General features: G+C 61.3%; 20 protein-coding genes. 10 read left to right on the top strand and 10 right to left on the bottom strand.

Annotated elements, in window-relative coordinates; translation table 11 throughout:
- Nucleotides 1-5: 5 nt before the first annotated feature.
- Nucleotides 6-959: an aromatic alcohol reductase gene (locus tag ACZ0AJ_RS13215; RefSeq protein ID WP_499456787.1), complete on the top strand. Its 954-nt coding sequence runs from the start codon at nt 6-8 to the stop codon at nt 957-959.
- Nucleotides 960-1,068: 109 nt separating this feature from the next.
- Here ACZ0AJ_RS13215 and ACZ0AJ_RS13210 read toward each other — a convergent pair whose 3' ends face one another.
- From ACZ0AJ_RS13210 to ACZ0AJ_RS13200, 3 genes are all read right to left on the bottom strand, one after another.
- On the bottom strand, nt 1,069-1,434 hold the full coding sequence (locus ACZ0AJ_RS13210; protein WP_499454964.1) for a hypothetical protein: 366 nt from the start codon (nt 1,432-1,434) through the stop codon (nt 1,069-1,071).
- Nucleotides 1,435-1,732: 298 nt separating this feature from the next.
- Nucleotides 1,733-2,887 carry an FAD-dependent oxidoreductase gene (locus ACZ0AJ_RS13205; RefSeq protein ID WP_499454963.1) on the bottom strand — a complete coding sequence of 385 codons (1,155 nt, stop codon included), beginning with the start codon at nt 2,885-2,887 and terminating at the stop codon, nt 1,733-1,735.
- 517 nt (nt 2,888-3,404) lie between these two features.
- Nucleotides 3,405-4,334: a LysR family transcriptional regulator gene (locus tag ACZ0AJ_RS13200; RefSeq protein ID WP_499455056.1), complete on the bottom strand. Its 930-nt coding sequence runs from the start codon at nt 4,332-4,334 to the stop codon at nt 3,405-3,407.
- Nucleotides 4,335-4,438: 104 nt separating this feature from the next.
- Between ACZ0AJ_RS13200 and ACZ0AJ_RS13195 the strand changes: the two genes are divergently transcribed.
- Nucleotides 4,439-4,702, top strand: a complete 264-nt coding sequence (locus ACZ0AJ_RS13195; protein WP_499454960.1) for a DUF2798 domain-containing protein — start codon at nt 4,439-4,441, stop codon at nt 4,700-4,702.
- 871 nt (nt 4,703-5,573) lie between these two features.
- On the opposite strand, the gene ACZ0AJ_RS13190 is transcribed toward ACZ0AJ_RS13195, so the two are convergent.
- The 6 genes from ACZ0AJ_RS13190 to ACZ0AJ_RS13165 form a co-directional block, all read right to left on the bottom strand.
- A complete protein-coding gene (locus ACZ0AJ_RS13190) occupies nt 5,574-5,822 on the bottom strand; it encodes a DUF7660 family protein (protein WP_499454958.1) in 249 nt (82 codons plus the stop codon).
- A gap of 217 nt (nt 5,823-6,039) precedes the next feature.
- The gene (locus tag ACZ0AJ_RS13185; protein WP_499454956.1) at nt 6,040-7,383 is read right to left on the bottom strand and encodes a sulfite reductase subunit alpha; all 1,344 of its coding nucleotides are present in this window, start codon (nt 7,381-7,383) and stop codon (nt 6,040-6,042) included.
- An 18-nt stretch (nt 7,384-7,401) separates the two neighbouring features.
- On the bottom strand, nt 7,402-8,409 hold the full coding sequence (locus ACZ0AJ_RS13180) for an FAD:protein FMN transferase (RefSeq protein ID WP_499454954.1): 1,008 nt from the start codon (nt 8,407-8,409) through the stop codon (nt 7,402-7,404).
- Between the two features lie 15 nt (nt 8,410-8,424).
- The gene (locus ACZ0AJ_RS13175) at nt 8,425-9,243 is read right to left on the bottom strand and encodes a DUF4198 domain-containing protein (protein ID WP_499455054.1); all 819 of its coding nucleotides are present in this window, start codon (nt 9,241-9,243) and stop codon (nt 8,425-8,427) included.
- Nucleotides 9,244-9,264: 21 nt separating this feature from the next.
- Nucleotides 9,265-9,774 (bottom strand): DUF2271 domain-containing protein, encoded by a 510-nt coding sequence (locus ACZ0AJ_RS13170; RefSeq protein ID WP_332533593.1) that lies wholly within the window; start codon nt 9,772-9,774, stop codon nt 9,265-9,267.
- Nucleotides 9,775-9,825: 51 nt separating this feature from the next.
- The gene (locus ACZ0AJ_RS13165) at nt 9,826-10,458 is read right to left on the bottom strand and encodes a PepSY-associated TM helix domain-containing protein (RefSeq protein ID WP_499454949.1); all 633 of its coding nucleotides are present in this window, start codon (nt 10,456-10,458) and stop codon (nt 9,826-9,828) included.
- A 417-nt stretch (nt 10,459-10,875) separates the two neighbouring features.
- Between ACZ0AJ_RS13165 and ACZ0AJ_RS13160 the strand changes: the two genes are divergently transcribed.
- From ACZ0AJ_RS13160 to ACZ0AJ_RS13135, 6 genes are all read left to right on the top strand, one after another.
- A complete protein-coding gene (locus tag ACZ0AJ_RS13160) occupies nt 10,876-13,731 on the top strand; it encodes a 2-oxoglutarate dehydrogenase E1 component (RefSeq protein WP_258835047.1) in 2,856 nt (951 codons plus the stop codon).
- Nucleotides 13,732-13,806: 75 nt separating this feature from the next.
- Nucleotides 13,807-15,078, top strand: a complete 1,272-nt coding sequence (gene odhB / locus ACZ0AJ_RS13155; protein WP_499454946.1) for a 2-oxoglutarate dehydrogenase complex dihydrolipoyllysine-residue succinyltransferase — start codon at nt 13,807-13,809, stop codon at nt 15,076-15,078.
- 54 nt (nt 15,079-15,132) lie between these two features.
- Nucleotides 15,133-15,486 carry a PspC domain-containing protein gene (locus ACZ0AJ_RS13150; protein ID WP_183555438.1) on the top strand — a complete coding sequence of 118 codons (354 nt, stop codon included), beginning with the start codon at nt 15,133-15,135 and terminating at the stop codon, nt 15,484-15,486.
- Nucleotides 15,487-15,501: 15 nt separating this feature from the next.
- The gene (gene lpdA / locus ACZ0AJ_RS13145) at nt 15,502-16,932 is read left to right on the top strand and encodes a dihydrolipoyl dehydrogenase (RefSeq protein ID WP_499455050.1); all 1,431 of its coding nucleotides are present in this window, start codon (nt 15,502-15,504) and stop codon (nt 16,930-16,932) included.
- A gap of 91 nt (nt 16,933-17,023) precedes the next feature.
- Nucleotides 17,024-18,121, top strand: coding sequence for a cell division protein ZapE (gene zapE, locus ACZ0AJ_RS13140; RefSeq protein ID WP_183555436.1), 1,098 nt, complete (start codon nt 17,024-17,026; stop codon nt 18,119-18,121).
- Nucleotides 18,122-18,150: 29 nt separating this feature from the next.
- Nucleotides 18,151-18,837: a hypothetical protein gene (locus ACZ0AJ_RS13135; RefSeq protein WP_499455048.1), complete on the top strand. Its 687-nt coding sequence runs from the start codon at nt 18,151-18,153 to the stop codon at nt 18,835-18,837.
- On the opposite strand, the gene ACZ0AJ_RS13130 is transcribed toward ACZ0AJ_RS13135, so the two are convergent.
- Nucleotides 18,834-19,598: a PP2C family protein-serine/threonine phosphatase gene (locus ACZ0AJ_RS13130; protein WP_499455046.1), complete on the bottom strand. Its 765-nt coding sequence runs from the start codon at nt 19,596-19,598 to the stop codon at nt 18,834-18,836. The two genes, ACZ0AJ_RS13135 and ACZ0AJ_RS13130, sit on opposite strands and share 4 nt — an antisense overlap.
- Before the next feature lie 193 nt (nt 19,599-19,791).
- Here ACZ0AJ_RS13130 and ACZ0AJ_RS13125 point away from each other — a divergent pair, with 193 nt between their 5' ends.
- Together ACZ0AJ_RS13125 and yoaA are read left to right on the top strand one after the other, a co-directional pair.
- The gene (locus ACZ0AJ_RS13125; protein ID WP_183555433.1) at nt 19,792-19,992 is read left to right on the top strand and encodes a YdcH family protein; all 201 of its coding nucleotides are present in this window, start codon (nt 19,792-19,794) and stop codon (nt 19,990-19,992) included.
- Nucleotides 19,993-20,112: 120 nt separating this feature from the next.
- Nucleotides 20,113-22,143, top strand: a complete 2,031-nt coding sequence (yoaA, locus tag ACZ0AJ_RS13120) for a DNA repair helicase YoaA (protein WP_499454942.1) — start codon at nt 20,113-20,115, stop codon at nt 22,141-22,143.
- The last annotated feature ends 14 nt before the right edge of the window (nt 22,144-22,157 follow it).

The following is a 22,157-nucleotide window of genomic DNA, read 5'->3' as shown; positions in this document are numbered from 1 at the left end:
TAACGATGAACCAGGCAGACCCTGATGCAATGTCTAAAAAGATTCTTGTACTCGGTGCCGGGGAACTCGGGATGCCGGTACTGCGCAGTCTTGCGCAACGCGCGAAGGACGTCGATGGTGTGACCATCAGCGTGTTGCTGCGCGCAAGCGCCGCCGTGTCCAATGTGCCAGACAAGCAGCGTGATGTGGCCGAAATCCGAGGCCTTGGGATCGACATTACCATCGGCGATCTTGTAAAAAGCTCGAACGACGAGCTGGCCGTGGTGTTCGGCCAATATGACAAAGTCATAGGATGTGCTGGCTATGCAGCAGGCATCGACACGCCAATGAAATTGGCGCGGGCTGCCCTGCAAGCGCAAATTCCCAGGTATTTCCCATGGCAGTTCGGCGTCGATTTTGACGTCATCGGTCGCGGCAGTCCGCAGGACATCTTCGACGCACAGCTGGACGTGCGCGAATTGCTGCGGGGTCAGCACCAGACCGAGTGGGTCATCATCTCGACCGGTATGTTCATGAGCTACCTGTTTGAGCCAGAGTTCGGCGTCGTCGATCTTGAAAAACATGCGGTGCATGCTCTTGGCAGCCTCGACACTGCTGTCACACTGACCACGCCAGATGACATTGGCGTTCTGACTGCCGAGGTCGTTTTCACGCAACCCCGTATCCGCAACGACATCGTTTATTTGGCTGGCGACACTGTGACGTATGGAGAAGTGGCCGACAAGCTGCAAGCGGCGCTAGGCCAACCCTTCAGCCATTCGGCATGGAGCGAGGAATACTTGCTGGGCGAGTTGGCCCGCGACCCACATAACATGATGCGCAAGTATCGCGCCGCCTTTGCGCAGGGAAGGGGTGTTGCTTGGGATAAAAGTGACAGTTTCAATGCCCAGCGCGCTATTCCGGTGACCGACGTGGCATCGTGGATCAATGCAAACTTGATGTCTGGCCGTAGCAATTAAGCCAGAGGTGCGTAGCGCACTTTGGCAATCCAATAAAGTTGGACACCGCCTCCCAGTTTGCCTGGACCTGTCCGACCGGCAGCTGTCGATCCATCGCGAAACTTGGCGTTCAGTTTGCCAAATAGAACCCAAGAGCAAGAGCAATCTCAACGGTCACTGCCAGCAGAATGCCCGGACCAGCATGGCCAATAACGAGTTCAATGATGCCCAACAGGGCAAGCATGAGACAAGTGACCATGAGGCCCGACGATACGGCTGTGCGCGCGGGGCATGGTCCGACGTGCCTCAACTTGAATAACATCAGGCCCATGCCAGCGAACAGGGGCGAAGCGCGTCTGCTGACGAGCCCAACTGGCTCAGAAAACTCCACGGCCCATAGAGACAGTAAAAGTTTTGGCGTGAGCAGCCAGATGAACGCAAGTGCAATGCAGATAGATGCCGACAATAAAGCGATATGTTTGAATTCGATTTTCACGCAGTCCTGTCGTCCTGTGCATCAAAGCCCACATTGACTAAATCCGGCAGCAGTAATCGTACCGAACACCGCTCATCAGCCAGAGCTCTTGGCCGAATCCGGCTTCTCGAAGCACGATAGCAGCTTCCTGGGTGGAGAATTCCTCAGATTGTCACGAGTGACTGGTGAGTCCAAGGCCAAACCCGGTCGTTCACGTCAGATGAGCAGATTCTCGCATCGGGAAATTCATCAAGCATTCATTGGCGGTGTCAGACCTGACACCGGCACGTGTGACACCGGCACGTGCTGAGGATATCCGTTAACGCCCCGTGAACATCGCCACCACACTGTGAGGCGCTTCGTTACCAAAAAAGCGTAGGTGATTCTGCGCACTTTCCGTAGCAACAGCGGCGCTGCGTGAGAAGAGCGCTAGTTCGTACGTTGCCAATGCGGCCTCAATGTCATCGGGATGATTGCAAAGCGCATGCGCGAGTTCAGCACCGTCAAGGAGTGCGAGGTTTGCGCCTTCGCCTGCAAATGGCGACATTAGATGTGCAGCATCACCAATCAGCGTGATGCCACGGATCCGTTTCCATTGATGGTCTACCGGCAACGCATGGATGGGCCATACGACTGGCGCGGTATCGCTCGCAGTTACCAGCGCGAGAAGCTGCGCATCCCAGCCAGCAAACTCCATGGCGATTTGGTTGAGAGCCTCTGTTCTCCGACTAAAATCGATGGCATGGATCCATGATCCAGGCTTATTCAAAGCAATATAGGTGTGCAGCATGCCGTTCGCATGGTGATGCGCCAGGATTGCCCTGCCTGGTGCCACTGCCATCAACGTACCCGAGCCAATGGCCGCCGTGTTTTCGGGATGCCGGACCGGGCCATCAAACAGGCGGTTCTCGACGAAGAACGTGCCGGTATATTGTGGCGTGGCGGAGGAGACCAGGGGACGCACTCTCGACCATGCGCCATCTGCCCCAACGAGCAGGTCCGCCTCAACCGTAGTGCGGTCTGCAAACACGAGTTGATACCGCCCATTGGCAAGTGGAATAGCCTGGGTCAGCTTTCTTCCCCATTTTATGGCGCAGGCGGGCAAGGAAGCGACTAAAAGGTCTCGCAAGGCACCTCGCTCTACCTCGGGCCGTGCACCAGAGCCCGAGCTCGGCCTGTCAAATAATAGGGCGCCGTGTTTGTCAACGATACGCTTCGCATCTTCGCCAGGGAGTGCAAGGGCGAGAAATGCCTCGTAAAGGCCTGCCGCTTTCAGCCCTAACTGGCCGTTGTGCTCGTGAATATCGAGTAAGCCACCTTGGGTCCGCGCTGTGGGTGACGCTTCGCCCTCGTAAATGGTGGCCCGTATGCCGTTGACGTGCATAACACGCGCAAGCGTTAAACCGGCCAAGCCGGCCCCGACAATAGCGATACGCGGGGAGGCTGGATGAAGGGGACGTGCAGAGTAGGCCATTTGGATGCGTTCCGATCTGAGACGACGCGACGAAAGCGCGCAAGCTCGAAAATTTCCGACAAAGTCGGAGGAAACGCTGGCCTGCCTTGCAGAAGTGCAAAGCGGCGTGTCGGCGATTGGCTGGCTGCGTGACCATGGAGTCACGCAAAGTTAAGCCATCGTTTTTCGCATTGTTCGAGAATGGAGTTTGTCGCAGACAAGGCATTTCTGTCAAGAACCGCTTCTGGCCGGAAGCAGCGCGCCTTGTCTGCGCTCGCTTTTATTTCAGCGACCTGCACCATTTCAGCAAAGTTCGCAGACGCCGAGTTCGCTCCTTCGTCTGCTCCGCTCCACGTGCATTTACGTTTATGAACGCGATCGGCGCCCAGCACAGCTGCGTATTGAACTACGGGCATGCAAACTGTGCTTCCCAGTCGTCCGCTCCAAACTCCCACCAGGATTGATAAACACGCGCACGCCTTTCCATGAGCATCGCGTTTGTTCCAGAACGGCCAATATGTAGGTGCGGTAAGCTGGCTTAGCACTGGTTCAGAGCCTCCTTGAGATAATCAATCAAGGCTCGTACCTTGGGCGTGAGCGACGTATGGTCGGTTACACAGGCAAATATCTGCATTGGCTCGGGCATGGCTTGTCCGGCGGTTTGGTGGAGCTGGTCAAATAATGTTACAAGCAGGCCGCGTTCTATCAGTGGTTGCGCGACAAAGTCTGCCAAGCGCGTGATGCCTCCCCCATTGACCGCCATCTGCGCCAGCATATCGATATCGTCACTGATCATGGATGGATTAACTGGCGCATCAAAGTGCACTCCATCGCGTACGAATTCCCACGGGAGGAAGCGGCCATTGGTAGCGTAGCGCAGTACAAGGCATGAGTGAGATCGCAGCTCTTCAGGCGAGGTCGGTGTTCCGGCATCTTTCAGATATTCAGGTGAAGCACAGATTAGAAACGGGCGCGACGCAATAACCCGAGCCACAAGTCGGTCGTCGAGTTGCGCAGCAATACGTATACTGACGTCGATTTTTTCCCGTAGATGGTCGGCACGGTGATTGGCGCTTACCAGCTCGATTGCCAGGCGTGGATAGCGGCGGCCGAATGCCGGTAGCAAGGGCGCAAGGAGATGGCGGCCAACTGAGGACAGGGTTGCGATAGTGAGATGCTCCTGCAAGTCCAGCCCTTTGTCTACAGCCTGTTTTGCCAGATCGAGTTCGCGCGGAATATGACGAACCTTGTCGTAATAGACGCGACCGGCTTCGGTCAGTGCCATCTGCCGAGTGGTACGCGCCAGTAAACGGACACCGAGATGCTCTTCAAGGCGTGCGATGTTTTGGCTCACGGATGCCGCGCTGACGCCTAGAGAACGGGCGGCTGAGGCAAGAGTTCCGGATTCGACGACACAAGTGAAGTTGGTGATTGCGCCCACAATGTTCACGGCATTCCCTAAAAGCATTCATAAATTTTTCTTGGTGAAGACTTAAGCTACCGGCCTCTTCTTTTGGCCAGTGCTGAATGATAACCTGAATTATCACTTGCATCTTAGATAGGTCAATACCAATGAATCATTCAAATCGGTGGATTGCACAACGCAGGTTGCCAAAATTTCTTGCGCCCTATGTATTTGCACTATATATGGCAATAGTGATGTCATTTCTGATGTCCATGGTAATTACATTCACGGAATTCGGATACGACAGCAACTATTTGAGGAACGTGATGTCCGCCTACCGCGTTGCAATGCCGGCAGCCTTCATTTGCATCTTGATAGTGCGTCCGCTCGTTGCGCGACTTGTAATGCTGAGCGTAATTTCCGATGTTTGAATCTCAGCTGATAGTAAAGCTTCTTCAAGCGATCCGTGGCTGGGGTGGCGTGGGCTATTTCTATTATGAGAGCGATCACGTCGATAAAGCCGAAAAAACTCCGACGAGCTTTCGACATGAATCGTCGCCGTTATAGACAGCGATGCGAACCATAACAATGTTGGGAGTAGCATCCCCGGCACCAAAAGTGCGTGTGCGACTCCTGCAAGAGCATGGTCAGGTCTGACATTCAGAAACGAGCTTAACAAAAAGAGTGTTTATGGATGCTTTGGTGAAGGTGCTAAGGAAGAGTTCGTGTCCAAATGTCAGACCTGACCCTGGCCCTGGCTACTGGCTACGCTGTTGGCCGACCCGGCCGTTAAGGCCGGCATAGCGGGTTGCCAGGAGAAAATTCAGGGTGCCGCAACAGGCCGAAATCAAACTGAAGCGGACTCTCTATGTCAGCCAAGGTAGTTGTCAATCGATATTTCCCTGACTCTGAATCGCTGCGTACATCCGTCCGATATACTTTCGATTTGCACGTTCGGAAATCAAATAATCTACCTGCTGTAGCAGTATCTTCGCGTGCGGCCACGAGATGTGTAGTTCTTGTGGGGCATAAGGTCTTTCCACCACGACTGGCCGTGAGTACCCCATGATTTTGTCTCCATCTAAAATTACTGGAAGGACAAGCCAGTATATCGAGCCGTTCGCACCTTGAAACGCTGCACACAGAGATCCGCCATCCCTGAGCTCTTCAATTCCTAGTGCAAGGGCAATCGATGGCAACATAAGCTGATAGCCTTAATTGAGAATTGATAACCGCCACTGGTCAATATCGACCAGTGGCGGTCAGGCCGGACTCGACCCAGAGCGGACCAAACGATGCTCGCTATTCGTAGATCTTTCCCGAGAAGAGGAAAGTTGCGAACTTTCGCCAGGGGGATGCAAGTAAAAGGCCTTGTTGAGAGCCGAACCCTGAATCTTCTGCCCATGCACTAGCCCCTTCCAGAAAGTCTTCGATGGATTCATTTTCCCAGTGTTCAGCATTACCTCTACGATCCACGATCAACGCCTGAACAAAGGCGAGAAACGTTGCTTCATCAGTAACCCCCTCAAGCTGCTCATTCAATGGCGTCATATGGCTTGCTTTCGATGTTTGGCGGTCAATGGCAAAATCCGCTGTTGGCCGAAGGCGGAAGTTCCCGCGAGCATGTATGCCTCAGCCTCTTGTGTCAAACATTACTGTTTCGTTTCTGACCTTATCGTTCGTCCGCACTTATGCTCAGTCACCGCATGCTCAGTGCGTGCTAACTGAACAGAAGCCACCTGACGAGAAAATCGAACTTGATCGGGCATCAGTACACGTCGCGCCGGTAGCGGCCATTGGCCATCATGGCCTCAACCGTGGCCGCGCCCAGCACGTCGATCAGTGCATCATGCACGCCGCCAGCCATTCCCTGCAGGCTGCCGCAAACGTAAATCGCCGCGCCATCCTGCACCCACTGGCGCAAGAGGTCAGCTTGCGCGGCAACCAGGTGCTGGACATAACGCGCTGTGCTGCCGTCACGCGAAAATGCCAGGTCGAGGCGGGCGAGGGCGCCGCTGTCGCGCCATTCTTCGAGCTCGCCCCGGCACAGGAAATCGTGGGCCGCATTGCGTTCGCCGAACAGCAGCCAGTTGTCGTGGGTGCCGGCGTCGATGCGCGCTTTCAGCAGTGCGCGCAGGCCGGCCAGCCCGCTGCCGTTGCCGATCGCGATCAGGGGCCGCAGCGCATTCTCGCCCAGCCGGAAGCGTGCATGCGCGCGCACCCGCAGCCGGATCGTGTCTGTCGAAAGCGCATCCGTGCAGAGCCAGCCGGACGCTGCGCCCGGTGTCCCGTCGGCGCGCTGCTGCAATCGCACCAGCAACGTGAGCTGGCCTTCTGCGGGTACCGAGGCAATCGAGTACTCGCGCGGATGCGCCGGGTCAGCAGGCGCGCTCACTTGCGCCAGGTCGCCCGCTTCCCACGCCGGCAGCGCGCCATCCTGCGGCACCAACGCGAGGCGGTACAGCGGCGCACCGGCGCTGCCGGGATTGAGCAGCGTGCGTTCGGCGATGCGCCACGCGCCGTAGGCGGGCGCTTCCCAGTCCGGTGCATCGCTCGTACCGGCCAAGTGGCTCAGGTGGTGCTGCCATGCGGCCAGCGCTTCTGGCGCGCCGCGGTCGACGTCGATCCGCTCGAACAGGCTCGTTGCGCCGCGCTCACGCAGCCAGGCATCGAGCGCGCGGCCAAAGCCGCAGTAGTTGGTGTACGTGATGTCGCCCAGGGCCAGCATGCCGAAGTGCAACTGCGACAGGTCCGGCGCCGCGTCCATCGTCTGTGTGGCAAAGCGTGCGGCGGGATCGGGTGCGTCGCCTTCACCATAGGTGCTGCAGACGAACAGGATGCGGCTGGTGCTGGACAACGTGGCCAGATCGAGCGTCGAGATGCAGGCCGCGCGCGCGTCCAGCCCCCCGAGCGCCAGCGTGGCAGCCGTCCGCTCGGCCAGAAATTCTGCGCTGCCAGTCTGGCTCGCGTAGACCACGAGCCAGTCGGCTGCCACGCCGCTGGGCCGCGCCTTGGCCAGATGCATGCGCCACAGGCCCAGGCACATCGCAAGATAGGCGCCGGACAGCGCCAATGCGCTCCCCCAGCGCAGCGGTTCGATTGTCAACATCATTGCATCATCATTGAAGCATTATTGGAGCATGAGGCCCCAGGCGCCCGTCGTGGTTTCTTTCAAACCGGATCCGGCGCGCACGAGAAAGCGCGCCGCAATCCCGCGTTGTTCCGCAAACGCCAGCCCATCATCAGGCCCGAGCACGGTCAGGGCAGTGGACAGCGCGTCAGCCGCCATGCAGGTCGGCGCCAGCACGGTGACCGAGGCCAGGTCATGATCGACCGGATAGCCGCTGCGCGGGTCGAGCGTGTGCGCCATGCGCCGCATGCCATATTGAAAGCTGCGCCGGTAGTCGCCCGAGGTGGCAATTGCCAGCCCGTGCAGGGCAACGATCGTCTGCCCGACACCCTCGTAATCCGGCACGCCCTCGACCTCGACCCACCACGGCTGGCCATCCGGCTTGACCCCGGCGCCGCGCAATTCGCCACCCGCTTCGACGACGAAGTGGCGCACGCTCCGATCCTCGAGGCAGGCGGCCATGCGATCGACCGCATACCCCTTGGCGACCGATGAAAAATCCAGGATCGCGCCGCCCGGTTGCAGCAGGCGCCGCCCGGCATGGTCGAGCACCGGCTGGCGTTCAACCCGGCGCGCGATGACATCGGCAACCAGCTCAGCCTGCGGCGCCTGGAACCCCGGCTGGTCGTAACGCCCGCGGGCGCCGAAGCCCCACAGATCGACGAGCGCGCCAGCAGCCGGATCGTAGGCGCCGCCGCTGTCGGCCGCCACCTGCAGCGCATACTCGGCGACCGCAAAAAACTGCGGCGGCAGCGCGTGCCAGCTGCCGGCCGGCGCACGGTTGTAGCGCGACAGCAGGGAGCCTTCGTCCCAATGGCTCATTTGCGCAACGATCTCGTCCAGCTCGCCTTGCAGCGCGCGGGTGACTACGGCGCCATCGGCGCCCGGCGGCAGCATCAGCCGCGCCGACCAGGTCGTGCCCATCGACGTGCCGGATGTGGTGAACAGCGTGCTGCCGCCGGGCGGCATGGCCGCGTCGACGCTCAGGGGAACAAGAATGGTGCGCATCGAGCCTGTGCGCCCTTACTGCGGCAGGACGTCGAGCGTGGCCGTGTAGCTATAGCGCTTGGCGCCCGGCGCTGGCGGACCTTTTTGCGTCTCGAGCGGGAACTTGGCTGAGAGCCAGTACATATTCGCGTCCGGCACCGTGAACTTGACCTCGCCGTTGGCATCGGTGGTAAAGCGCAGCTCGCCCAGTGTGCCGCGGTACTTGACGGCGCCCGGCACCATGCTGAACGGGAAGTTCGGCAGCGGCTTGCCGTCGAGCTGGAAGCGGAAGGTGATCGGCTCGCCCGCGCGCAGGTCAGAAGGGTTGGTGACCGGGACCATTTCGAGGCCGACGCCGCTCGGCTTGAGCGCCGTGTCGTTCATGTCATTGGCCGAGACGAAGGTTTCCAGACGCGTGTGCGTGGTGCTGGTGGTCACGTCGGTGGCGCCGGCCGGCACTTGCGCGCCCGGTGTGCCTTCGACGCCGCGGAAGCGCTTGACCTCGCCGCCGAGCTTGTAGCTGCCCATCACGTTGTTGCTGACGATGGCCAGGCGGTAGGTGCCGTCCTTCGGCAGGCGGATGTCGATCGTGCTGCGAAACTTGCCGAGCACGGCGCCTTCGGCCTTGGTCGTCACGCCATCCGGGCCCGTGATCGTCAGGTTGTCCAGGCGCAGCGGCACGTGGTGGAATTCGAACAGGCCTTCCGAGATCGCGCCGTCGAGCGTGACCCACGGTTCCTTTGCTTCGACCATGGCCGTGCTGGGCAGCAGCCAGCCGCGGTGCGCCTGCGCGCTCATCGACATGCCGGCCAGGGCCAGGCCGAGCAGGGCGCCCTTGAGGATACGGTTGTGCATGGGATTCTCTCTTGATTGTTGTTATTGGAGCTCGAGGGCGACGGCGCCCAATTCTTCCTTGCCGGCCGCATTCGCCGCGACCTTGCCCTTGCCGGTCCACGTGAACGGCACTTTCACCAGTTCACGCCCGCCCGCTTCGCGCGATGCTTCCACGACCAGCTTGTAGTCGCCGGCCGGCAGTTTGTCGAGGCCGTGCTTGGCGCCGTCGAATTTCATCGTCTGGCTGCCGGCAGGACGTGTGGCGCCGCTGACGCCATCGAGCGGAAATTTGGCGTCACGCCCGGCCTTGCGCCACCACGTGCGCAGGTCCTTGACCCATTTGTCGCCGGCGGCGTCCTTTTTCAGGTCGTACAGCACGGCGAGATTGGCCGCGACGCTCTGGTCGGCGCGCTCAAGCCAGATCGCTACATACGGCTTGTGGTATTCGGCCACGTTCAGTTGCGGCAGGTCGAACTTGACGGACAGGTCGGCGGCCACGGCCCAGCCGGAAACGAGCGGCAGGGTCAGGACGAGCGAGTGGGACAGTTTCATTCTTGGTCTTCTCTCAGGTTGGAAATAGTTAGAACGCTCAGTTGGCAAACTTCAGTGGACAAACAACAACGCCAGCACGGCGGGCAGCACGATGCCGAAGCCGATCACCGGCCAGGTCGACGGCCGGTTGGCCGCGTGGTATTTCATGATCAAAAAGCCCGTGATGCAGAACACGATGCAGGCGACCGAAAAAATATCGATGAACCAGCTCCAGACGGCGCCCGTGTTGCGGCCCTTGTGCATGTCGTTGAGCCACGAAATCCAGCCGCGGTCGGTGCGCTCGAATTCGGCGCTGCCGTCGACGGCGATGCGCAGCCAGGCGTCGCCGCCGGGGCGGGGCAGGGCGATGTAGGCGTCTTCTTCGGTCCATTCGGCGCGCTGGCCGCGCACATCGACAGGAAACGCGCTGTTGGTCCAGTCGGCGATGCTGCTGGGCAGCGGCACCTTGGCGTCAGCGTGTTCTTCGGCCCACTGCTTGAATTCGGGAACCAGTGGCGCCGGTAACGTGGCTTTCAGGCGCGTGACCTCGGGCGTGGCCTTGATCAGCGCCGCGTTGTTCAGCGTCAGCCCCGTAAAGCTGAACAGCAGCATCGCCATCAGGCAGATCGCCGAACTGATCCAGTGCCATTGGTGCAACTGCTTGAGGAACATGGCGCGGCCCGCACCAGGGAGGCGCTGGGGCATGCCGCCAGTCGCGGGAGCGGGGGCGGGCGTGCTGGTTGCTTTGGCCGATGCAGGTAACACCGGCTGGACGACATCAGGGGACGGGGCGGAGGTGGACATGCGTTAAATGATAACGATTATCATTTACAAGGTCAACGTGGTATTGACGACAACCGCACATTTGCCGGTGTGGTGTGAGTGTTCAAAAACACATTTGGTAATAAATTATTCTAGGAATGTAATCTGCCCCGCATGGGATCATGCGTTACAATCATGAGCGCAAACAGGCAGGATTTTGCACATGTATCGGTACTGAAACAGTCCTTCCCCCACAACTTGATGTCTTGAAGTGCAATCCGCTAAACGGTCAGGCCGTGTCGCGGAAGGTTAAATAACCCGCCCAACCCTCGCGAAGCGCGAAAAGAAAGGTGAGCAAGAATGATGCAACAACAAAACGCCAACTCATACCTGTTCGGCGGCAATGCCCCGTACGTGGAAGAGTTGTACGAGGCCTATCTGGACAATCCGACGTCGGTGCCAGAAAACTGGCGCGCCTACTTCGACCAGATGCAGCACGTGCCGGCCGTCGATGGCTCGAACCGTCCTGACGTCGTCCATTCATCGGTCATTGCGTCGTTCGCCGAACGCGCCAAGCAGGGTCCGATCCGCACCGTGGTCGCCTCGGCTGACTCCGAACTGGGCCGCAAGCGCGTCGCCGTGACCCAGATCACCGCCGCCTACCGTTACCTCGGTTCGCGTTGGGCCAACCTGGATCCGCTGCAGCGCCAGGAACGTCCACTGCTGCCAGAACTCGATCCTGCGTTCTACGGCTTCACCGAGTCCGACATGGACACGGTCTTCAACATCACCAATACGTATTTCGGTCAAGAAACCGCGCCACTGCGCGATATCCTGAACATGCTGCGTGACACGTACACCCGCTCGATCGGTGCCGAGTTCATGTACATCAGCGACCCGACCGAAAAGCGCTGGCTGCAAGAACGTCTGGAATCGATCCGTTCGACCCCGACCTTCTCGGCTGAAAAGAAAAAACACATCCTCGAGCGCCTGACCGCGGCCGAAGGCCTCGAGCGCTACCTGCACACCAAGTACGTCGGCGCCAAGCGCTTCTCGCTCGAAGGTGGCGAATCGTTCATCGCGTCGATGGACGAAGTCATCCAGCGCGCTGGTGAAAAGGGCGTCCAGGAAATCGTTATCGGTATGGCCCACCGCGGCCGCCTGAACGTCCTGGTCAACACCCTGGGCAAGAGCCCGGCCGACCTGTTCGAAGAATTCGAAGGCAAGCACGCCGACGACCTGCCAGCCGGTGACGTCAAGTACCACCAGGGCTTCTCGAGCGACATCACCACGCCGGGCGGCCCTGTCCACCTGTCACTCGCGTTCAATCCATCGCACCTCGAGATCGTCAACCCGGTCGTCGAAGGTTCGGTCAAGGCGCGTATGGAACGCCGTGGCGACCGCAAGGGCAAGGAAGTGCTGCCGATCCTGGTGCACGGCGATGCAGCTTTCGCCGGCCAGGGCGTGGTCATGGAAACCCTGAACCTGGCGCAGACCCGCGGCTACGGTACGGGCGGTACGGTCCACATCGTCATCAACAACCAGATCGGTTTCACGACGTCGGATCCGCGCGATGCGCGCTCGACGCTGTACTGCTCGGACGTCGTCAAGATGATCGAAGCACCGGTGCTGCACGTGAACGCCGACGATCCTGAAGCCGTCGTGCTGGCCAGCCAGATCGCACTCGACTACCGCGCCGAATTCGGCAAGGACGTCGTCGTCGACATCATCTGCTACCGCAAGCTGGGCCACAACGAGCAGGATACGCCAGCGCTGACCCAGCCGCTGATGTACAAGAAGATCGCCAAGCACCCGGGCACCCGCAAGCTGTACGCCGAAAAGCTGGCAGCGCAGGGCACCATCGAAGCCGACGGTGGCGACAAGCTTGTCGCTGCGTTCCGCGATGCGATGGATGCCGGCAAGCACACGGTCGATCCGGTGCTGACCAACTTCAAGAACAAGTACGCCGTCGACTGGGCGCCGTTCCTGAACAAGAAGTGGACCGATGCGGCCGATACTGCCGTACCGCTGACCGAACTGAAGCGCCTGGCGCAACGCATCACCACCACGCCAGAAAACTTCAAGCCGCACTCGCTGGTCGACAAGGTGCTGGCCGACCGCGCCAATATGGGCCGCGGCGAAGTCAACCTCGACTGGGGCATGGGCGAACACCTGGCATACGCGTCGCTGTTGTCGTCGGGTTACGCCATCCGCCTGTCGGGCCAGGATGCCGGCCGCGGCACGTTCGTGCACCGTCACGCCGTGCTGCACGACCAGAACCGTGAGCGTTGGGACCAGGGCATCTACCTGCCACTGGCCAATGTGTCCGAGAACCAGGCCAACTTCACCGTGATCGACTCGGTGCTGTCCGAAGAAGCCGTGCTCGCCTTCGAGTATGGTTTCTCGACCGCCGAACCGAACACGCTGACGATCTGGGAAGCCCAGTTCGGCGACTTCGTCAACGGCGCGCAAGTCGTCATCGACCAGTTCATCGCCTCGGGCGAAGTGAAGTGGGGCCGCGCGTCGGGCCTGGTCATGATGCTGCCACACGGCTACGAAGGCCAGGGTCCGGAGCACTCGTCGGCACGTATCGAGCGTTTCCTGCAACTGTGCGCAGACAACAATATGCAAGTGGTCCAGCCAACGACCGCCGCTCAGATCTTCCACCTGCTGCGTCGCCAGATGGTGCGTCAGTTCCGCAAGCCTCTGGTCATCTTCACGCCGAAGTCGCTGCTGCGTAACAAGGATGCCGGTTCACCGCTGACCGACCTGGCCAAGGGCGGTTTCCAGACCGTGATCGGCGAATGCGACGAGAAGATCGACGCATCGAAGGTCAAGCGCGTGCTGGTCTGCTCGGGCAAGGTCTACTTCGACCTGGTCAATGCACGCAAGGCGCGCGCCGTGACCGACACTGCGATCATCCGCATGGAACAGATGTACCCGTTCCCGCACAAGTCGTTCGGCGCCGAACTGAAAAAGTTCCCGAACGCTGGCGAAGTGGTGTGGGTGCAGGACGAGCCGCAAAATCAGGGTCCTTGGTTCCAGATCCAGCACAACATCTTCGAAGGCATGGAAGATGGCCAGCGCCTGGCATACGCCGGTCGTCCCGCCTCGGCGTCGCCTGCGGTCGGTTATGCCGACAAGCACATCGCGCAGCAGAAAGAACTGCTGGAGACGGCGTTCTCGAAGCTCAAGGGCTTCATTCTGACGAAGTGATCACCAATAAGTAAGACCACGACCCCGGCGCAGCGCGTCGGGGTTTCTTGCAAAGAATAATTACTGGAGTTTTAAATGGCACAAATCGAAGTCAAGGTCCCTGTATTGTCGGAATCGGTTGCTGAAGCAACCCTGCTGTCCTGGCACAAGAAAGTCGGCGAGTCCGTCGAGCGCGACGAGAACATGATCGACATCGAGACCGACAAGGTGGTCCTGGAACTGCCAGCGCCAAGCGCTGGCGTGATCGTGCAACTGCTCAAGGCCGACGGCGCAACCGTCGTCGCCGGTGAAGTCATTGCCGTCATCGACACCGAAGCATCGGCGCAGACCAGCCCGCTGCCAGTGAAAGCCATCCCGTCGGCCGCGCCAAACGCACCGATCGCTGCCGCGCCATCGCAAGCAGCCCCGGAAGCTGCCTCGAACCAGTCGAAGGCTGGCGTCGCGATGCCTGCCGCTGCCAAGATCCTGGCTGACAACAACATGAACGCCGCCGGCGTCGATGGTTCGGGCCGTGACGGTCGCGTGACCAAGGGCGACGCCCTGGCCGCTGTCGCCAACAAGCCAGCCGCTGCACCAGCTGCAGCACCTGCACCTGCCAAGGCGCCGCTGCAGCAAGTCGCTGCCGCCGCACCTGCCAACCTGGGCGACCGTCCGGAAGAGCGCGTGCCGATGAGCCGCCTGCGCGCCCGTATCGCCGAGCGCCTGCTGCAATCGCAGTCGACCAACGCCATCCTGACCACGTTCAACGAAGTGAACATGGCGCCAGTCATGGACCTGCGTAACAAGTACAAGGACAAGTTCGAGAAAGAACACGGCGTCAAGCTGGGCTTCATGTCGTTCTTCGTCAAGGCCGCTGTTGCCGCACTGAAGAAGTATCCAGTGCTGAACGCGTCGGTCGACGGCAACGACATCGTCTACCACGGCTACTTCGACATCGGTATCGCTGTCGGTTCGCCACGTGGCCTGGTGGTGCCGATCCTGCGCAACGCCGACCAGATGTCGATCGCCGATATCGAAAAGAAAATCGGTGAATTCGGCCAGAAAGCCAAGGAAGGCAAGCTGACCCTGGACGATCTGAACGGCGGTACGTTCTCGATCTCGAACGGCGGCGTGTTCGGCTCGATGATGTCGACCCCGATCATCAACCCACCACAGTCGGCCATCCTGGGCGTGCACGCGACCAAGGACCGCGCGGTCGTCGAAAACGGTCAGATCGTGATCCGTCCGATGAACTACCTGGCCATGTCGTACGACCACCGCATCATCGACGGCCGCGAAGCCGTCCTGGGCCTGGTCGCGATGAAGGATGCGCTGGAAGATCCGGCCCGCCTGCTGCTGGACCTGTAAGTCTCAACCTGGCCGGCGCCCCGTGGCGTCGGTCATAGTTTGCCGGAGAACGACATGCTGTCAGACGAAATCAAGCGGCTGCACGAGCTGCACCAGGCCGGCGCGCTGACCGACGCCGAATTCGAGCAGGCCAAGGCGCGCATTCTCTCTGGCGCGTCCACCGTCAGCCTGACGAAGGAGAGCGTGTTCAAGAGCGGCTCGTCGTTCGACACGCACCGCGATGATCTGCTCAGCGGCCTGCGCCGCACGCGGCTCGATCGCTGGCTCGGCGGCGTGTGTGGCGGCCTGGCGCGCACCTATGGCCTCGAGTCATGGGTCTGGCGCCTGATCTTCGTGCTGTTCGTCCTGACGTTCGGCTTCGGCATCCTGATCTACCTGCTGCTGTGGGTATTTGTTCCGGAAGAATAAAAAAGGAATCATGTAATGAGCGATAAACAATTTGACGTCGTCGTCATCGGCGGCGGTCCTGGCGGTTACATTGCTGCCATCCGCGCAGCCCAGCTGGGCTTCAAGGTTGCCTGTATCGACGAATGGAGCAACGCCGCCGGCAAGCCTGCCCCGGGCGGCACCTGCACCAACGTTGGTTGCATCCCGTCGAAAGCACTGCTGCAGTCGTCCGAGCACTTCGAGCACGCCGGTCACGCGTTTGCCGACCACGGCATCAATGTCTCGGGCCTCGAACTCGACCTGGGCAAGATGCTGGGTCGCAAGGACACGATCGTCAAGCAGAACAACGACGGCATCCTGTTCCTGTTCAAGAAAAACAAGGTCAGCTTCTTCCACGGCCGCGGCGCGTTCGCCGGTACTGCCGAAGGCGGTTACACCATCAATGTCAGCGGCCCGACCACCGACACGCTGACCGCCAAGAACGTGGTCATCGCGACCGGTTCGAACGCACGCCAGCTGCCAGGCGCCGAATTCGACGAGAAACTGATCCTGTCGAACGCCGGTGCACTGGCCATCGACGCAGTCCCGGGCAAGCTGGGCGTGATCGGCGCCGGCGTCATCGGCCTGGAAATGGGCAGCGTCTGGCGCCGTGTCGGCGCTGACGTCACCGTGCTCGAAGGTCTGCCGACCTTCTTGGGCGCAGTCGATGAGCAGATCGCCAAAGAAGCGCACAAGCTGTTCGTCAAGCAGGGCCTCAAAATCAACCTCGGTTGCAAGATCGGCGCGATCACCAAGGGCGAGAACAACGTCACCGTGGCGTATGCCGACAGCACTGGCGCCGAACAGAGCACCACGTTCGACCGCCTCATCATCTCGATCGGTCGCGTGCCGAACACGATCGGCCTGAACGCCGAAGCCGTGGGCGTGCAGCTCGACGAGCGCGGTTTTGTCGTGGTCGACGACGAGTGCCGCACCAATCTGCCGGGCGTGTGGGCAGTGGGCGACGTCGTGCGCGGCCCGATGCTGGCGCACAAGGCCGAAGAAGAAGGCGTTGCCGTGGCCGAGCGTATCGCCGGCCAGCATGGTCACGTCAACTTCAACACGATTCCTTGGGTCATCTACACGTCGCCAGAGATCTCGTGGGTCGGCAAGACCGAGCAGCAGCTCAAGGCCGAAGGCATCGCCTACAAGGCCGGTACGTTCCCGTTCATGGCCAACGGCCGTGCGCGCGCACTGGGCGACACGTCGGGCATGGTCAAGTTCCTGGCCGATGCCACGACCGACGAAATCCTGGGCGTGCACATCGTGGGCCCAATGGCGTCCGAGCTGATTTCGGAAGCCGTCGTCGCGATGGAATTCAAGGCATCAAGCGAAGACATTGCCCGCATCTGCCACGCGCACCCGTCGCTGTCGGAAGCCACCAAGGAAGCCGCTCTGGCGGTGGACAAGCGTTCGCTGAACTTCTAAGCAGCAGAAACTTCGCCGGCATGCTTGCCGGCGCGTGAATTCCATGGGGTGGACGGCGTCGCCGTCCACCCCATGTTTTTATCGGTATCCCATGAACGTTCAAGAATATTATGTACACGAGCTTAACGCGCGTGGTTTCACGTCCGACCCCGCGCAGCAAATGGCGGTGGACCGCCTGCAGCAGGCGTACGACGACTGGGTCGCCTACAAGGCCCAGCGGTCGTCCGCTTTCAAGCGCCTGATCAACCGCCCCACGGTGCCCAAGGGCGTGTATATGTGGGGCGGGGTAGGGCGCGGCAAATCGTTCCTGATGGACTCGTTCTATTCGGTCGTGCCGGTGGTGCGCAAGACGCGCCTGCACTTCCACGAATTCATGCGCGCCGTCCACGGGCAACTGGATGAACTGAAAGGCGTGGCCGATCCGCTCGACGAAGTAGCCAAGCGTATCGCCAAAAAGTACCGGCTGATCTGCTTCGATGAATTTCACGTTTCGGACATCGCCGATGCGATGATCCTGTACAACCTGCTCAAGGCGCTGTTCGACAATGGCGTGAGCTTCGTGATGACGTCGAACTACGAACCGTCGACGCTCTACCCGGACGGCCTGCACCGCGACCGCATGCTGCCGACGATCGCGCTGCTGCAGGACAAGCTGGACGTGCTGAACGTCGATGCCGGCAACGATTACCGCAAGCGCGCGCTCGAGCAGGTCGAGGCGTATTACACGCCACTCAATGCCGCGTCCGACCGCGCCCTGCGCGACGCCTATGCCAAGGTGGCCGACATCGCCGACGAAGCGCCGATCGTGCACATCGAGAACCGCGAAATCCGCGCGCTGCGCCGTGCCGGGGGCGTGATCTGGTTCGACTTCGCCACGCTGTGCGGCGGCCCGCGCTCGCAAAACGATTACCTGGAACTGGCCAGCCAGTTCCACACGGTGGTGTTGTCCGGTATCCCGGCGATGTCGGCGGGGCAGTCGTCCGAAGCGCGCCGCTTCACCTGGCTGATCGACGTGTTCTACGATCACAAGGTCAAGCTGATCATGTCCGCGGCCGTCGAGCCCGAAGAGCTCTACACGCAGGGCCAGCTGGCCAATGAATTCCACCGGACCGTATCGCGTATCATCGAGATGCAGTCGCGCGAATACATGCTCTCCGAGCGGCGCGGCGCGGCCGACAAGATCGCCTGAACCGGCCAGGCACGACAACAAGGATCCACATGACACGCATTACCACGCTGCGCGCAGGCGCGCTGCTGGCCCTGGCAAGCCTGCTGGCGGCCTGCTCGACGACACAGCCGGCCGCGCCGGAGGTGCCACCTCCCGCATCGACCTCGACCGCGCAGGCCCAGGAGCGGCTGGCAGCCGTAGCCGCCGAGCGCCGCGCCATCGAAACCCGCTACGCCGAACGCGAAGTGGTCTGCTACGACAAATTCTTCGTCACCCGTTGCCTGGACGAGGCAAGCGAGCAGCAGCGCGTGGCCCTGCTCGAGCAGCGCGCCATCGAGATCGAAGCGTCGCGCTACCTGCGCCAGGCCAAGGTCGATGAGCGCGACCGCGCGCTGGCCGTGTCCGAGGCCGCTTTCCAGAAAGAAGAAGCCGAACTGGCGGCCAATCCACCGGCTGTCAAGGCGCCACCGAGCGCTGCCTTGCCAGCGCCGCGCACGACGCCGGCGGAATCGCGTGCAGCCCGTACCAAACGCGTGCAGGAGAATGCGGCCCGCACCCAGAATGCCCAGGCGAGGGCAGCCCAGAATGTGGCGGCGGCCGAAGCGCGGCGTGTGGAATCGATCGAGCGTCAGAAGCAGGTCGCGCGCCGCGTCGCCGAGCGCGAAGCAAAAGCCGCCAAGCGCGCCGCTGACGATGCGGCGAAAAAAGCAGGCCAACCGCCGGCAAAGAGCAACTAGGCGCCGGCGGGTTTGACCAGCTTGACGATGGCCATGGTGCAATTGCCACCTTTGCCCTGAGAGCGTTCGCCGGCCTTGCTGATGAGTTTTTCGGCAGCCTGTCGCGGCGTGGACTTGGCGGTCACGGCGGCCAGTTCGGCGTCGGTGAAGAAGTGCCACAGGCCATCGGAGCCGAGCAAAAAGCTGTCGCCAGCAACCAGGCCCGTGTGGCTGCCCGTCGTAACGAACGGCTCCTTGCGGCTGTTTCCCAGTACATTGAGCAGCAGCTTGGAGCGGCGGTGGTTGCGCGCCGCATCGGCTGGCAGGCGGTCGCTCGAGATCAGGTGCTCGACATAGGCGACGTCGCTCGTGCGCATCGCGCACTTGTCGTGCTCGAAGCGATACAGGCGCGAGTCGCCCACGTGGGCCCAGACCGCCTCGCCATGGGGACTGATCACCAGGCCGACGAAGCTGGCGTGGAGTTCGGTCTTGCCGGCGATGGCGTTCATCTTGATCACCGTGTGGGTTTCGCTGATGATCTCGTGCAGCAGCTGGGCGAGGCGCTCGATGTCCGGATGGTCGCCCGGCTTGAATTCGTCGAATACCTGGCGTGCCGTGTGCAGCACCTGTTCGGCCCCGGCCGGGCTGGCGATGCCGTCAGACAGCACCGCAAGCACATAGCCGGGCGCGCGCGCACCTGTAAACAGGGCGGCGCGATCGTTTTGTTGAGGGCGGTTACCGATGTGTTGCGCGGTACCCGCTTCGATCCTGTAGGAAGTCATAAATGCTTGTTTTCTTAGGCCTAACGCCAATCTTTGTTGGCGGCAATGACCGCGTGGATTAAACTATGCACCGAGAACCAACCAACAAGCAAGAAGATTTGCTTACGGCAATACTGGAAGGCCCGCTGCGCCAGCGCCGACCGGCTCCCATTCCCGCAATCCCATCTGTAAACACTGTTTGGAACAGACCATCATGATCGATGTCCAGGACATCCAGCGCCGTATTATTGAACTCGATGTGGAACACCGCGACCTCGATGCCGTCATCTCCATGTTGACGGCGGACGGCCACGCCGACGGGTTACAACTGCGCCGCCTCAAAAAGCGTAAACTGCAGCTCAAAGATCATATTACGCTGCTGAAGATGCAGCTGGTCCCCGATATCCCGGCCTGAGCCATTACTGCAAGCCACGTTTCTTCAAGATAAGTTACGACACATACATTGACCGACCATCTCCCTGTTCCCGGCCCTGCCGCAGAGCCGGTCGGGACGGCTGGGTCGGCCACTGGCGCCGTGGAAGCACATTCCGCCGCGTCGACCGACTCCGCCATCCCTGCCGGCAAGTACGATGCTGACCTCGACCGCCTGTTCGGTGCGGGCGGCCCGCTCGCGCCCGCCGTCGGCACCTTCAAGCCACGCCAGGCCCAGACCGAGATGGCCAAGGCCGTCGCCCACGCCATCGACAACCAGCAAGTGCTGATGGCCGAGGCCGGTACGGGCACCGGCAAGACCTTCGCCTACCTGGTCCCGGCGCTGCTGTGGGGCGGCAAGACGATCGTCTCGACCGGCACCAAGAACCTGCAGGACCAGTTGTTCATGCGCGACATCCCGACCATCCGCGCCGCCTTGCGCGCGCCGGTCTCGGTGGCGCTGCTCAAGGGCCGCTCGAACTATGTCTGCCATTTCCATCTCGAGCGCACGCTGCAGAACGGCCGCCTGACGTCGCGCGACGACGTCGGCCACCTGCGCGAAATCTCGCGCTTCATCAAAATGACCAACTCGGGCGACAAGGCCGAGCTGGCCAAGGTGCCGGAAACCGCCACGGTCTGGAACCTCGTCACCTCCACGCGCGATACCTGCATGGGCGCCGAGTGCCAGTATTACCAGGACTGTTTCGTCATGAAAGCCCGGCGCGAAGCGCAGCAGGCCGACATCGTCGTCGTCAACCACCACCTGTTCTTTGCCGACGTGGCCCTCAAGGACACCGGCGTGGCCGAGCTGCTGCCGTCGGCCAACACCATCATCTTCGACGAGGCGCACCAGCTGCCCGACACGGCGACGCTGTTCTTCGGTCAGTCGGTGTCGACCTCGCAAGTGCTCGAACTGTGCCGCGACGTCCTGGCCGAAGGCCTGGCGCATGCACGGGGCGGCCCGGACTGGGCCAAGGTCGTCACCGTTGTCGAGAAAGCGGCGCGCGACCTGCGCCTGGCGTTCGGCGAAGGCAATCTGCGCCTGTCGCTGCCGCAGATCATGCCGACGTCGCAGTTCTTCCCGGCGCTCGACAAGCTCAAGGCCGAGCTGGCGGGGATGATCACCGTGCTCGAAGAAAACGCCGCGCGCGCCGAAACGATCGAAGCCTGCCGTGTGCGCGCGCACGACCTGGCCGCCGCCATCGATGGCTGGAAGCCCGACGCCAAGGCGCCAGCTGCCGAGCAGGCGGTGCTGTGGGCCGAAGCCTTTGCGTCGTCGCTGCAGTTGCACAAGACGCCGCTGTCGATCGCGCCGATCTTTTCCAACCAGCGCGAAGGCACGCCGCGCAGCTGGATCTTCACGTCGGCAACGCTGGCCGTCAAAAACGACTTCAAGCATTTCTCCGATCAGCTTGGGTTGACGGGCGAGCCGGCCAAGACCTGGCCGAGCCCGTTCGACTACGTGAACCAGGGCTTGCTGTACGTGCCGACCGGCTTGCCGGAACCGCAGGCGGCCGTCTACACCGATGCCGTCGTCGATGCCGCGCTGCCGGTAATCAAGGCCGCTGGCGGGCGCACGTTCTTCCTGTGCACGACGATTCGCGCCGTGAACAAGGTGGCGGAGCGCCTGCGGGTCGAGTTTGCCGAGCGCGGCTGGGATTTCCCGCTGTTCGTCCAGGGCGAGCGGGGCCGCACCGAATTGCTCGATTCGTTCCGCACGGCCGGCAATGCCGTGCTGGTGGGCAGCCAGAGCTTCTGGGAAGGTGTCGACGTGCGCGGTGATGCGCTGTCGCTCGTGATCATCGACAAGCTGCCATTTGCGCCGCCGGACGACCCGGTGCTGGCCGCGCGCATCGAGGTCATGGAAAAGCAGGGCCTTAACGGCTTCATGCACCACCAGTTGCCCGAGGCGATCATCACGCTCAAGCAGGGGGCAGGGCGCCTGATCCGCGACGTCGACGACCGGGGCGTGTTGATGATCTGCGATCCGCGCCTCATCACCAAGCCGTACGGCCGCCGCATCTGGCAAAGCTTGCCATCGTTCAAGCGCACGCGGGTACAGGAAGACGTGCTGCGCTTCTTCGATCCGGCGGCGGCAGAGGGCGATGACAGCGACGCCGGCACGGACGCTTGAGCGCCAGATCGTGA

It is taken from the genome of Telluria sp. AC161 (assembly GCF_979258535.1).
This window is presented reverse-complemented; position numbering and strand designations above follow the sequence as displayed.

What these genes read in the sequence shown, in the direction of transcription:
- ACZ0AJ_RS13215 (WP_499456787.1), top strand. Translation starts at nt 6, where the DNA reads ATGAACCAGGCAGACCCTGATGCAATGTCTAAAAAGATTCTTGTACTC.
- ACZ0AJ_RS13205 (WP_499454963.1), bottom strand. Translation starts at nt 2,887, where the DNA reads ATGGCCTACTCTGCACGTCCCCTTCATCCAGCCTCCCCGCGTATCGCT.
- ACZ0AJ_RS13200 (WP_499455056.1), bottom strand. Translation starts at nt 4,334, where the DNA reads ATGCTTTTAGGGAATGCCGTGAACATTGTGGGCGCAATCACCAACTTC.
- ACZ0AJ_RS13195 (WP_499454960.1), top strand. Translation starts at nt 4,439, where the DNA reads ATGAATCATTCAAATCGGTGGATTGCACAACGCAGGTTGCCAAAATTT.
- ACZ0AJ_RS13190 (WP_499454958.1), bottom strand. Translation starts at nt 5,822, where the DNA reads ATGACGCCATTGAATGAGCAGCTTGAGGGGGTTACTGATGAAGCAACG.
- ACZ0AJ_RS13185 (WP_499454956.1), bottom strand. Translation starts at nt 7,383, where the DNA reads ATGATGTTGACAATCGAACCGCTGCGCTGGGGGAGCGCATTGGCGCTG.
- ACZ0AJ_RS13180 (WP_499454954.1), bottom strand. Translation starts at nt 8,409, where the DNA reads ATGCGCACCATTCTTGTTCCCCTGAGCGTCGACGCGGCCATGCCGCCC.
- ACZ0AJ_RS13175 (WP_499455054.1), bottom strand. Translation starts at nt 9,243, where the DNA reads ATGCACAACCGTATCCTCAAGGGCGCCCTGCTCGGCCTGGCCCTGGCC.
- ACZ0AJ_RS13170 (WP_332533593.1), bottom strand. Translation starts at nt 9,774, where the DNA reads ATGAAACTGTCCCACTCGCTCGTCCTGACCCTGCCGCTCGTTTCCGGC.
- ACZ0AJ_RS13165 (WP_499454949.1), bottom strand. Translation starts at nt 10,458, where the DNA reads ATGCCCCAGCGCCTCCCTGGTGCGGGCCGCGCCATGTTCCTCAAGCAG.
- ACZ0AJ_RS13160 (WP_258835047.1), top strand. Translation starts at nt 10,876, where the DNA reads ATGATGCAACAACAAAACGCCAACTCATACCTGTTCGGCGGCAATGCC.
- odhB (WP_499454946.1), top strand. Translation starts at nt 13,807, where the DNA reads ATGGCACAAATCGAAGTCAAGGTCCCTGTATTGTCGGAATCGGTTGCT.
- ACZ0AJ_RS13150 (WP_183555438.1), top strand. Translation starts at nt 15,133, where the DNA reads ATGCTGTCAGACGAAATCAAGCGGCTGCACGAGCTGCACCAGGCCGGC.
- lpdA (WP_499455050.1), top strand. Translation starts at nt 15,502, where the DNA reads ATGAGCGATAAACAATTTGACGTCGTCGTCATCGGCGGCGGTCCTGGC.
- zapE (WP_183555436.1), top strand. Translation starts at nt 17,024, where the DNA reads ATGAACGTTCAAGAATATTATGTACACGAGCTTAACGCGCGTGGTTTC.
- ACZ0AJ_RS13135 (WP_499455048.1), top strand. Translation starts at nt 18,151, where the DNA reads ATGACACGCATTACCACGCTGCGCGCAGGCGCGCTGCTGGCCCTGGCA.
- ACZ0AJ_RS13130 (WP_499455046.1), bottom strand. Translation starts at nt 19,598, where the DNA reads ATGACTTCCTACAGGATCGAAGCGGGTACCGCGCAACACATCGGTAAC.
- ACZ0AJ_RS13125 (WP_183555433.1), top strand. Translation starts at nt 19,792, where the DNA reads ATGATCGATGTCCAGGACATCCAGCGCCGTATTATTGAACTCGATGTG.